Here is a 12,930-nt window from a genome sequence, read left to right as displayed (position 1 = left end):
AATAAGCGTTAAATTTAAGTAAAGTGACTTCAGAAACATTAATGATAAAAAAAGCTGTTCTGGATCAATTTCCAGAATTTAGCCAATAGAAAAGTGCGTACGCGAGGATTAGCTTATCCATCTCCAGCGTTGCGCGCTTAACCTCATCTGCCGATAAGTGGTTGAGGTTAATAGTGGTAAATTGGGCTGACGCTCGGGTTCTTGCAAAGAGTGGTACTGTTTTTACTGGCTGAATCAGTCGGTATGCGTCAGGCACTGAGCACTTTTGTTTTTGGCTCCAATTTTAACCATTATCCTTGTTACGGATTATTTTTCAATCCGATGAGCACCGGGTCAGGCTCGGCTCCGTTTTCGGCGCTGGCCAACGTATGCCTGCAAGAAAATAAAGCAAAGCTTTACTTTTCTGCGGCATCACTTTACTTATTTATTCGGTGCACAAGGGGATGTCCATGGCGTATTCAGGCGAAGGCCACGTCGATATTTTATCGCGGGCGAGCGGCAAATCGCTGGCTCAACTTTCAGCAGGCAATTCACACAGTTTTTTCCTAACCCAGCCCAGCGTTATTTCGCTACAGGGCACCCCTTCGCTGGTGGCGTCTTATCAACAGCAAGGCCAGGATTTGATCCTGCATATGCGGGATGGCAGCACCGTGCGCTATCAGCACTTCTTTACGGTGATGGATGGCGAACAGAGTGAACTGGTATTTCAGGAAGGCGGGCAGTCGCTTCAGCAGGCATTATTTGCTTCCGAGTTACAAACCGATCCGCAAGCGATTGTTGCCCTGACGCCCGGCTATGAGCCACTGGAAAACGTTGACGCGCTGATAGCTTCGGCTTCAACGCCTGCCGCAGAAGCCAGCAATCCAGTGACGGCAGTGGGACTGGGCGTGCTTGGGCTGATTGGCGCAGGGGCCGGCGTCGCTGCGGCCAGCGGCGGTAGCGGCGGGGGTAACGACGCGTCCGGGCAAACGGCGGCTAACAGCACCGCTTCAGCTGACGCTGCCGTCTCTTCAGAAACTGCCGCGACCGCAACAGTCAGTGATGCCGTAGCCAGTGACGCAACGGTTGCAACCGCCGCCGAGTTAACAACCCCTGATACAGCCGATGCCGGCGCAACGGCCACCGCCGCCGCACCTTCACTGACGGTCAACAGCTTTACCGGCGACGGCGTGGTCTCGGCGGATGAAAAACTGTCGGCGCAAACGCTGAGCGGCACCACACAAAACCTGGCAGCGGGCAGCCCCCTCACCATCAGTTTGAATGGGAAAACCTACACCACCGAACTGGCGCAGGACGGGAGCTGGAATGTAGCGATCCCGGCGGCCGATCTGCAACTGCTGCCACCGGGCAGCAACCAAATCAGCATCAGCTTTGCCAATGAGGCGGGCGGCACCACCACGGCCAGCAAGACGATTACCGTGGAAGCGTCCGAGGCACCGGCCGATGCGCCGCTACCCAATGCCACCATCGACACGCCGTTTGGCGATGGCCTGATGAATGAAAACGAGCATTATGCGGAATACACGCTGACCGGTACCACCGGCGTGGCGGGCACCAGCCAGCAGGTTACACTGACTATCGATGGCGTCAGCTACGCAGGCACCGTAGACAGCGAAGGCAACTGGCGCGTGCCGCTGTCGCTGGATGCCATGCGCGAAGCCGCATTCAGTGAAGGCGGGCACGATATTTCAGTCATTGTCACCGATCCCTGGGGACGAACCGCAACGACCACCAGCAGCTTTACCGTTGATACGCTGCATCCACCCGTTACAATCAATACGCTTTCAAATGATAACCTGATCGATGCCAGCGAAATCAACCAACCGCTGGTGATTTCCGGCACGGGCGAAGCGGGCAGTGCGCTCACCGTGACATTTAATGGCGAAAGCTATACGCCCGCCGTCGGTGAAGACGGAACCTGGCAGTTTACCGTCCCGGCCAGCACCCTGCAAAACCTGAGCGAAGGCAGCTATGTGGTTGCCGCCAGCGTGTCGGATGAAGCAGGTAATGCCAGCTACAGCAGTCAGACGTTACAGGTTTACGCCTCAGAAGCCTTGCCCGGCCTGACGTTTAACACCATTTCCGGCGATGATGCGGTGAGCTATCGGGAAGGGATTTACGGCGTCGAAATTACCGGCACCAGTACCCATCTGGCTTCCGGTACGCAAATCGTCCTGACGCTGGATGGCAAAACCTGGACCGGCGGCGTTTATAACAACGGCTGGACGGTACAGCTCAGCGACACCGACCTGGCCGCCATTACCGACGGCAACTACAGCGTGACGGTCAGTGCCACCGACGTCAACGGCAACAGCACCAGCGCCACTCACGATCTGCTGTTAATCACTCACTACGGCAGCAGCAACCCGGTCGTCACCCCCAACGAAGTGACGCTCGCCGATGCTGTCGAACGCGATGGCCAGACCTGGTACACGCTTACCGGCACCCTGTCAGGCAGCCTTCCGATCCAAATGTTTGCCGTGCAGAGCAGCGAAATGAGCTGGCGGGATGGCGCGATCGGCGAAAACGGGCAGTGGAGCGTTGAGGTAAATTCTTACGATCTGGGATCGGGCATTGGCAGCAACACGCTACTTTTCGGCGTGCAGGACGGTGCCGGAAACTGGTTCGAGCAAGTCATTTCAGTAAGTTACGATCTGGAAACGCCAGTCGAATCCGGCAGTAACGCAGGAACCACCACGCCCGCAGAAGACAATCCCACGGACGGTGACAGCGCGTCTGCGGATAACCCAACCGGTGGCGACACGACGCCTGTTGATAACAGCGCCGATACGCCTGCGGCGACAACCGGATCGCCTTCGCTGGCGGTAAACAGCTTTACCGGCGACGGTGTAGTCTCGGCCGGGGAGAAACTGTCGGCGCAAACGCTGAGCGGCATCACGCATAATTTGGCAGCAGGAAGCACGCTGACCATCAGCCTCAATGGTAAAACGTACACGACCGCGCTGGCTCAGGACGGCAGCTGGAATGTGGAAATTCCGGCGGCGGATTTACAGTTATTGCCTGTTGGCAGCAATCGTATCAGCATCAGCTTTGCTAACGGCGTTGGCGGCACGACGACCGCCAGTAAAACCATTAGCGTGGAGGCATCCGAAGCCCCGGCCGATGCGCCGCTGCCGCACGCCACCATTGATGCGCCATTTGGCGACGGCTGGCTGAACAGTGACGAACATTACCAGGCTTATACGCTGACCGGATCGACCGGCGTCACCGGCGTCAGCCAGCAGATCGCGTTAACCATTGATGGCGTCAGCTACAGTGGCACGGTCGACGGTGACGGCATCTGGAGCGTACCGCTTTCGCTCAACGCGATGATGAACAGTAACTATGAGGATGGCGAGCATACCGTCGCCGTTACGGTAACGGATGCCTGGGGCCGGACAGATACTGCGACCACGACCTTTATAGCTGATGCCCGTGCTCCCTCTGTTTTTCTGAATAATGTCTCTGGCGACAATTTGATTGATGCCGGTGAAATCAATGAACCGCTGGTTATTTCCGGGACGGGTGACGCGGGAGCCGCGCTGACCGTCACTTTCAATGGTGAAAGTTGGAACAGTACCATTGGCGAAGGCGGGCAGTGGCAGTTTACCGTCCCGGCCAGCACCATTCAGACGCTGGCGGAAGGCAGCTATGTTGTTGAAGCCAGAGTCAGTGACGAGGCGGGCAACAGCTATTCGACGGGTAAAAGCGTACAGGTTTATGCCGCAGACACCCTGCCTGAACTCACGATTAACCCCATTTCCGGGGATGATGCTGTTAACTACCGCGAAGGGATTTATGGCGTCGAAATCACCGGCACCAGCGCGCATCTGCCAACCGGCACCACGATTGAACTGACCATAGACGGCAAAACCTGGACCGGCGGCGTTTATGGCAACAATAGCTGGTCTGTACAGCTAAGTGATACCGATCTCGCCAGCCTTACCGACGGAACTTATACCGTGGCGGTCAGGGCCACGGATGCAAATGGTAACAGTACCAGTACCAGCCGCGATCTGTTGTTGATCACCCATTACAACAGCAGCAATCCGGTAGTCACGGTGAATGACGTGACACAGGCTGATGCGGTTTATCACGATGGCCAGCTCTGGTATAAGGTCAGCGGCACCGCAGAAGGCACATTCCCTGTTTCTCTCTTCTCTATTCATGGCAGCGATAAAGGCTGGTTTGATGGCGTCATTAATGAAGATGGCAGCTGGAGCGTAGACGTTCGTGCGTATGAGTTGGGCAGCGTGGAGTTTGGCATTCAGGATCGGGCGGGAAACTGGTTTGAGCAGACGATTTACGTTAACACGCCCGATGCTCCCTCACTCAGCGTCGTCGCGGATTCTGCTGTTGCCGTGCTGGTTGCCGATAATCCTGTCGACAGCACGGCAACAACGCTCTCCACAGCGGCGACCATCGCCACCGCTGCCGACAGCATCACCGCTGAAGCCACCGCGACGGCAGCGGCAACCGCAACGCCAAAACCGACGATTACCACGCCGTTCGTTGATTACTGGTTAAACGTGCAGGAAAGAAGCCACGATGAGACCCTGAGCGGCACTACCGGCATCACCGGCAGCGGCCAGTCGGTAGTGGTAAAAATTGGCAGTACAACCTATCAGGCAACGGTAACGGAAGGGGGCAGCTGGACGCTGCTTCTGACCCCGGCCCAGATGGCGGCCAGCAATTTTGCCGACGGCAGGCACTGGGCTCACGTTACCGTGACCAACGCCGAAGGCGAGACCGGCACCACCTGCGCCACTTTTGTGACCGACAGCGTGATGCCGCATGTCACCCTCAGCGAGCTGGCGGATGGCAACCGCATCAACGCCAGTGACATCACCGATCCGCTGGTGCTCAGCGGCACCGGCGATGCGGGTAATATCGTGACGTTAACGCTGGGAGCCGCCACATGGCAAATCACGGTAGCGGCCAACGGCACCTGGCAGGCCAGCATGTCGGCGGCGGAAGTTCAGGCGATGGCACCTGGCGACTACACCCTGTCGGCAACCATCGCCAGCAGATCGGGCAATGCCAGCAGCACTTCACTTGACGTCAGTGTTTACACCACCGACGCGCTGCCGACGCTGACTATTGATATTGTTGGCACCGATGACGCCATCAACATCAGCGAAGGCGTCTACGGCATGGCAGTCACCGGAACCAGTACGCACCTGGCTTCTGGCAGCCGCGTAGAATTGACGCTGGATGGCCAAACCTATTCAGGCTACGTCAATGGCAACAGCTGGAGCGTGCAGATTGACGATAATGCCCTGAAAGCCGTGGCGGACGGATACTACACCTTTACGGTGGCCGCCACCGATGCCGACGGTAACAGCACCAGCGCCAGCCGCGACGTCTGGCTGTTGACCCATCCCCGCACCAGTAATCCAACCGTTACCGCCAACGAAATCACCGCGGCCGACGCCATCTATCACGACAGCGTGCTCTATTACACCGTCAGCGGCACCATGGCGGCCATTTTCCCGCTTACGCTGGTCGCGCTAAAAAGCGACATCATGCAGACCTACTACACGGCTACCGTTTCGGAAGACGGCAGCTGGACAGTAGATATCCCGGCAAATGAGCTTCAGAACGGTTTTAACACGCTAACGTTTGGCGTGCTGGACATTGCTGAAAACTGGGAAGAGCAGCAGGTGGGCTTTGTTACCACGTTGAGTACGGCGAGCCTCACCACGCCGGACGGAACGGAGACTGCGGCTACCGCCACGCTTGCAGAAGATAACCCAACCGATGGCGAAACGGTTTCCGGTACGGATAACGGCCTGGCCACGGCCACGGCGACGGCGACGGAGAGCAATGACAGCGTGACGGATAGCAGCCTGGCGGAAAACAGCCTGAACGGAGAAAGCATCAGCGGCAGCGCCAACATTATCGGCACGGCAAGTGACGATACTTTCCGGCTCTCCTCGCTTGACTTCAGTCACCTCGATGGCGGTGCAGGTCACGACACATTGATCCTGAGCGGTTCGCATCTGACGCTGGATTTCGCTGCGCTGGGTTTAAAGATCGCCAGCATTGAGACCCTCGATCTCGGCACGACAGGAACCAACAGCCTGACGCTGGGCAAAACCGACCTGTTGCAGCTGACGGATAACGGCAGCGAAACGCTAACCATCAAAGGGGTTGAGGGCAATACGGTAAACCTGAGCACCACGGAAGGCGGTGTCTGGAGCGATGTTGGCCATCGCACGGTTGACGGTCAGCAGTACGATATTTACCACAACTCATCGGCCAGCTATCAAGGCATGCTGGCCGATGTATTAATTCAACACAACTTACAGGTACAAACAGCCTGACTCGGGTGGCGCGGGGCGGGCTTCTGCTCCGCGCCATTTTTGAAAACGATGCAAACAGTGGTGTAAAGATGAAGAGAGTGTGGGTATCCCTGTGGCTGGCCACGTTATGCAGCACGGGTCCGGGCGCGCTGGCAGCGGAACAACAGAAGGTGGCGTTTAACTGGCGCGCTGCGCCAACTGAAGAGCAAATTTCAACACTGACTTTGCGAGATGCGATCCTGCGGGCCTTTGCCCGTAATCCGAAAATATCTGAAGCCGCTGCGCAGATCCGCGTAGGTGAAGCGGATCTGGATGCGGCGCAAAGCGCCTGGTATCCGCAACTTTCATTACAGGCTTCCGGCGGGAGCTCACAGCAAACCTACTCCTCCGGCACCGTTAAAAATAAAGGCTCCGGCGGCATCACGCTCAGTCAGCTGCTGTGGGACTTTGGCCGCACCAATGGCGCGATTGACGAACAGCATAAACTTTCCGATGCGTATCGCTATGCGCTCTATGACACCATGACCACCGTGGCGCAGGACACGCTACAGGCTTATTTGCAGGTAAAGCGTTATCGCGCGCTGGTGGAAGCGGCGCGCAACAATGTCGCCTCGCTTGAGCGAGTCAGGAGCATTGCCCACGACCGCGCCGATGCCGGACTAAGTTCACAATCGGACGTCTTGCAGGCTGAAACCCGTATCGCCGGTATGCACGCCACCATGGAGCAGTATCGCGCTTCGGAGCGTTCGGCGCAGGCACAGCTGACGGTGCTTACCGGCGTGGTCTCAAACGATCTGCCCGATTTACCGCAATCGCTGCTGGGCCAGCAAATCACCCTCGATCGCATTGCCTATGAAAAAAGCGCCGCCGTGCGCAGCGCCCAGTCCAAACAGGAAGCAGCAAGGGAACGCGTCCGCCAGGCGTCGTCAAATCACTGGCCAACGCTCAAAGTGGTGGCGGGTCGCACTCGTTATGAAGGAAACGCCAACACCAATACCTACTGGGATAACCAGTTGCAGCTTCAGGTTGAAGCGCCGCTGTATCAGGGCGGGCTGGTCAATGCAAAAACCCGCGCGGCTGAAGGCGATCGTGAAGCCGCCGAAGCCGCCATTCAACAGGCCAAACTGGATATCAATCAGCACGCCTCTACCGCGTATGCCGACATGATTGGCTCGCAGCAGCGCCAGGCCGCTGGCGAACAGCAGCTGAGCAGCGCCGATCATACGCGTTCGGTTTACGCCGATGAATACAAGCTCAATAAGCGCAGCCTCAACGATCTGTTGAGCGTGGAGCAGGACGTTTTTCAGGCAGACAGCAGCCGCCTGACTGCACTTTATGATGGCTGGGACGCCACGGTTCGCTATGCCGCCGCCGTTGATAACCTGCTGGACATTATGGGCATCGATCGCGAAGCGAACAGCGGACAAACCCTGCCGTCGCTTTAGCGCACAAGCCACTCCCTACAAGATAAGGTTTTTTTATGAGCAAGACCGCTAGCACCGAAAACTGGATCGACGCCATGCTGCGCGTGGCGGCAAGATTTGGCAAACCCGCGGATGGCTCCACGCTACGCCAGCAGATGCGCTGGTTCGAGCATCTGGCCCCGGCACAGCAGTTGGAAAGACTCGCCGGGCTGCTCGGGCTGCATCTGACCATGACGCCGCGCGATAAAATTCGCTGGCGGCAGGAGGTGACGCCGGTGATCCTGATTATGGAAAGCGGCAGCGTGGTGGTGGTTGAAACAATTGATGCCGAAGGCAATGCGCGCTACTGGTTAAGCGACGGCGGCGACGTGGTGCGTGAGAGCGAGCTGTCACAGCTGCTTTCACAAAGCCAGGAACAGGTGGGCATTGTTGGCGTGGCGGCCCGAGGCCGCGATGCAAGGATCGACGAATTCGTCCAGCCCTATAAAAAGCACTGGTTCTGGGAAAACTTTCGCGGCATGGGCCGTCGGATTATGGAGATTTCCCTTGCCTCAGTGGTCGGCAACGTGCTGGCGCTGGCCGGGATCCTCTTTTCAATGCAGATTTACGACCGCGTTATTCCGGCGCAATCAGTGCCAACGCTTTGGGTACTTTTTATTGGCGTGTTGATTGCAGCGGCCATTGAATATCTGATTCGACTGATGCGTACCCAGGTCTCCGATCTGATGGGGAAACGCATCGATCTAAAAGTGTCATCGATGCTGTTTGCTCGCGCGATGAACATTCGCAACGAAGCACGACCAAAATCGACCGGCTCCTTTATCTCTCAGCTGCGTGAAATCGATCAGGTGCGTGAGCTGCTGACCTCCACCACGGTGGGCGCCGCCGCTGATATGCCTTTTGTGCTGCTGTTCCTGTTTATCATGGCCTTTATCGGTGGGCCGCTGGTGCTGATCCCCATTCTGGCTATTCCGCTAATTGTGATCCCGGGCCTGCTTATTCAAATCCCGATGGCGAAACTGGCGAAAGAAGGGCTGCGTGAAGGCGCGCTGCGTAACGCGGTGCTGGTGGAAACTATCGAAGGCATTGAAGACATTAAATCGTTGCAGGCGGAACCCTATTTTCAGCGGCAGTGGGAGCAGACTCATGAGGTGAGCGCCACGGTTGGGATGCAGCAAAGGTTATGGGGCGCGCGGCTGACGGGCTGGGCCTCCACCGTGCAGCAGCTGACCTATGCCGGGATGCTGGTGTTTGGCGTGTATCTGGTGCTGCAAGGGGACATCACCACCGGTACGCTGGTTGCCAGCAGCCTGCTTTCCTCACGGACTATCGCGCCGCTTATGCAGCTGACCATGGTGTTTTCACGCTGGCAACATGCAAAAACGGCGATGGCCGGTCTGGATGAGCTGCTAAAAAAACCGCTCGATCAGCCGGAGGAGGGCGAAATGGCGCACTGTCCCACGCTGACCGGCCACTACGATCTGCGTGGCGTACAGTACAGCTACGATGAAGAAAACGTGAAAAACGTGGTCACTATCGGACAGCTGCAAATCAAACCGGGCGAGCGCATTGCCATACTGGGCAAAGTGGGGGCGGGGAAATCCACGCTGCTCAGAATGCTGGCCGGGCAGGCAACGGCGACACAGGGCAAAGTGATCGTCGACGGCGTGGATATTCGTCGTATCGATCCGGTCGATTTGCGTCGTCAGCTTGGCTGGCTGTCGCAGGATTCGCGTCTGTTCTTCGGCACGCTTCGGCAAAATCTGATGCTGGGAAATCCTCATGCCAGCGAACAGGAGATGTTGCAGGCGCTGCGGGTCAGCGGGGCGCTCAGCCTGGTGCAGCAGGATGCCGCCAGCCTGGATCGTATTATCAATGAGGGCGGTCGCGGTCTTTCCGGCGGGCAGCGGCAGATGGTGATGCTCAGCAGGATGATCCTGCGTCAGCCTCAGGTCGTGCTAATGGATGAGCCGACCGCCTCAATGGACGAATCGCTGGAGGATCACGTGATCCGTCAGATGCACGGCTGGCTTTCTGGCCGCACGCTGGTGCTGGTGACGCACCGGCCGGCGCTGCTGAAGCTGGTGGACAGAATCATCGTGATGGATAACGGACGCATCATTGCCGACGGCAAGCGGGATGAGATCCTCAACGCTGCCGCCGCGCAGTCGGCCAAACAGGCCACAACACCAGGAGATGCCGCATGAGCCTGATACTTGTCGATCGCAGCCTGAAACGTAATGAACGCAAAACGTCGGCCATTATCTGGCTGTGTACCGCAGCGCTGGTGATTTTCTTTATCTGGGCGCACTTTGCCATCCTTGACGAAGTAACCGTCGGCACCGGTAAGGTTACGCCGTCCAGCCGCGCGCAGGTCATTGAAAGTCTGGATGGCGGTATTGTTAATCAGCTGAATGTGCATGAGGGCGATATTGTCGACAAAGGGGAAATCATCGCCCGCCTCGATCCCACGCGGTTCCAGTCCAACTTTGGCGAAGCGGCGGCAAAAGCCAGGACGCTGCGCGCCTCGGCGGAGCGGCTGCGCGCTGAACTGACGGGGGCACCGCTGGCCTTCAGCGCGGAAACGCTGAAAGAGCCTGAGCTGGTCGCCCGGGAAACCCAGCTCTATCAGTCGCGTCGACGCAATTTGACCGAAACGGTGAGTAACCTCAACCAGTCGATGAAGCTGGTACAGGATGAACTGCGGATGACCGAGCCGCTGGTGGCGAAAGGCGCTGCCGGACAGGTTGAGGTGATCAGGCTGCGTCGTCAGGTAAGCGATCTGCGCGGTAAAATTGATGAGGCGAAAAACGACTATGCGGTAAGAGCGCGCGAAGAACAGGTGAAAAATAATGCCGATCTGGATGCGCAACTTCAGGTACTGACCGGTAAAGAGGATCAGCTCACCCGCGCCACCATTTATTCACCGGTACGCGGCATTGTGAAGGATATCCAGGTCACCACGGTCGGCGGCGTTCTGCAACCGGGAGGCAAGCTGATGGAGATTGTTCCGCTGGAAGATCAGCTGCTGATTGAAACCCGTATCAATCCACGCGATATTGCCTATATTCGACCTGGCCTGCCAGCCGTGGTGAAAGTCACCGCCTACGACTCATCGATCTACGGCAATCTGGACGGTGAAGTTGAAACCGTCTCGCCCGATACTCTCCAGGATGAAGTCAAACGTGACCAGTATTACTATCGCGTTTACGTGCGCACTCAGAAAGCGGAGCTGGTCAATAAGGCCGGGCGTAAGTTTCCTATCGTGCCGGGCATGGTCGCGAACGTGGAAATTAAAACGGGTCAGAAATCGGTGATGGATTATCTGATTAAGCCGCTGAATAAAGTTAAAGAATCAATGCGCGAACGGTAAGAAATAACGCCACTGAATAGTTTATTAGCGAGACTTTCTTTGTCAGAGATAATAAATTATTCGGTGGTTTTTGATGACGGAATTAAGACAGTCGCAGCGGGAAGTGAAAGGCATTTTTAGTGCAGATAAAAAAAATGCCGAACACGAAGTCCGGCGGGAATTAGGGTAAAACAACACATTCGGGGTGAATGAAGATAATAATGAAATAAAATGATGATAGCGACGTCATTGTATAACCTGATGATGACTTATTTTTATCATTCAGTGCTCACTTAACTAACATTACCTAACTTGATGAATATGAATAATTTACTTATTTATTGACATTAAGTGCGCTATTTTTTACCTATATGTGCTGCTCAAAAGTTCCCCTCTTGAAATCATTTGCAATAATTAATTTACATAATGAAACACATTCGGAAATTTAGTATCATTTTCTTTATAGATTATTACTGGGTGAACACTAACATGTGGTTGCCGGCTGAATTTTCGACGTTCAGCACGCAGTGGTAAATAAGGCACATAACAAGAGGGTAATAAAAATGAAACTTCGCGTTCTTTCCCTGATGGTCCCGGCGATGCTGATCGCAGGTTCTGCAGGTGCTGCAGAAATCTACAACAAAGACGGCAATAAACTTGACCTCTTTGGTAAAGTAGACGGTCTGCACTATTTTTCCGATAACGACGGCTCCGACGGCGACCAGTCCTACCTACGTTTTGGTTTCAAAGGTGAAACCCAGATTAGCGACCAGCTGACCGGTTACGGCCAGTGGGAATACCAGGCGGCACTGAACACCACTGAAAATGAAGGCACGGCAAACAGCTACACTCGCGTTGGCTTTGCAGGCCTGAAATTTGGCGATGCAGGCTCTTTCGATTACGGCCGTAACTACGGCGTGGTTTACGACATCGGCGCATGGACTGACGTCCTGCCAGAATTCGGTGGCGATACCTACGGCGCAGATAACTACATGTTCCAGCGTGCGAACGGCGTAGCGACTTACCGTAACAACAACTTCTTTGGTCTGGTTGATGGTCTGAACTTTGCAGTCCAGTATCAGGGCAAAAACAGCAGCGCAACTGAAACCGGCGGCCGTGATGTGCTGGGCGCGAACGGCGATGGCTGGGGCGTGTCTACCACTTACGATCTGGGCTCTGGCTTCGGTATTGGTGCGGCAATGTTTAGCTCCGATCGCACTAACGATCAGAACAACAACACCAACGGCATCCTGGGCAACGGCGACAAAGCGACAGCTTACACCGGCGGCCTGAAATATGACGCGAACAACATCTACCTGGCGGCGATGTATACACGCTCACTGAACGCGACCCGTTTCGGCACCAGCAGCACCGATGACTCAACGGCTTACGGTTATGCGGATAAAGCCGATAACTGGGAACTGGTTGCACAGTATCAGTTCGACTTCGGTCTGCGTCCCTCTCTGGCCTTCGTCAGCTCTCGCGGCACCGACATCCAGGGCTATGGCAAACAGAACCTGAAAAAATATGTTGATGTTGGTGCGACTTACTACTTCAACAAAAACATGTCTACCTATGTTGACTACCAGATCAACCTGCTGGATGACAACAACTTCACCGACGATGCTGGCATCAACACTGATGATGTCGTAGCGTTAGGTCTGGTCTACCAGTTCTAATTACGAAGGGAGCGCAGCTTGCCTGCGCTCCCTCATTCTGCCGTTCCCTGCGTGTTACCTCTTCCTTACCGGCTCCCCACTTAACGATGACGTGGACGATGGAGCTGTCTGTTATGTGATTGCTTGTAATGCTTGTAGCCTGAAAAGATAATCAGCCCCAGGCAGATGAA

The 12,930-nt window shown here is 55.9% G+C and carries 5 protein-coding genes; all 5 read left to right on the top strand.

What is annotated here, in order from left to right:
- Positions 1-449: 449 nt before the first annotated feature.
- The 5 genes from AAGQ96_RS14540 (at position 450) to ompC (ending at position 12,760) form a co-directional block, all read left to right on the top strand.
- The gene (locus AAGQ96_RS14540; protein ID WP_342753900.1) at positions 450-6,326 is read left to right on the top strand and encodes an Ig-like domain-containing protein; all 5,877 of its coding nucleotides are present in this window, start codon (positions 450-452) and stop codon (positions 6,324-6,326) included.
- 68 nt (positions 6,327-6,394) lie between these two features.
- Positions 6,395-7,750 (top strand): TolC family outer membrane protein, encoded by a 1,356-nt coding sequence (locus AAGQ96_RS14535; protein WP_342753899.1) that lies wholly within the window; start codon positions 6,395-6,397, stop codon positions 7,748-7,750.
- A gap of 35 nt (positions 7,751-7,785) precedes the next feature.
- Entirely contained in the window at positions 7,786-9,936 is a 2,151-nt protein-coding gene (locus AAGQ96_RS14530; RefSeq protein ID WP_342753898.1) for a type I secretion system permease/ATPase, read from the top strand.
- Positions 9,933-11,102 carry an HlyD family efflux transporter periplasmic adaptor subunit gene (locus AAGQ96_RS14525; protein WP_147198925.1) on the top strand — a complete coding sequence of 390 codons (1,170 nt, stop codon included), beginning with the start codon at positions 9,933-9,935 and terminating at the stop codon, positions 11,100-11,102. Before AAGQ96_RS14530 ends, AAGQ96_RS14525 begins: the two co-directional genes overlap by 4 nt.
- Positions 11,103-11,644: 542 nt before the next feature.
- Entirely contained in the window at positions 11,645-12,760 is a 1,116-nt protein-coding gene (gene ompC, locus AAGQ96_RS14520; protein ID WP_147198924.1) for a porin OmpC, read from the top strand.
- Positions 12,761-12,930: the final 170 nt, after the last annotated feature.

The organism is Pantoea sp. MBD-2R (genome assembly GCF_039134845.1).
Classification (GTDB): Bacteria; Pseudomonadota; Gammaproteobacteria; order Enterobacterales; family Enterobacteriaceae; genus Erwinia.
This window is presented reverse-complemented; position numbering and strand designations above follow the sequence as displayed.

Bases quoted from the DNA above. Each gene is read 5' to 3' on its own strand.
- AAGQ96_RS14540 (WP_342753900.1), top strand. From the start codon at position 450: ATGGCGTATTCAGGCGAAGGCCACGTCGATATTTTATCGCGGGCGAGC.
- AAGQ96_RS14535 (WP_342753899.1), top strand. From the start codon at position 6,395: ATGAAGAGAGTGTGGGTATCCCTGTGGCTGGCCACGTTATGCAGCACG.
- AAGQ96_RS14530 (WP_342753898.1), top strand. From the start codon at position 7,786: ATGAGCAAGACCGCTAGCACCGAAAACTGGATCGACGCCATGCTGCGC.
- AAGQ96_RS14525 (WP_147198925.1), top strand. From the start codon at position 9,933: ATGAGCCTGATACTTGTCGATCGCAGCCTGAAACGTAATGAACGCAAA.
- ompC (WP_147198924.1), top strand. From the start codon at position 11,645: ATGAAACTTCGCGTTCTTTCCCTGATGGTCCCGGCGATGCTGATCGCA.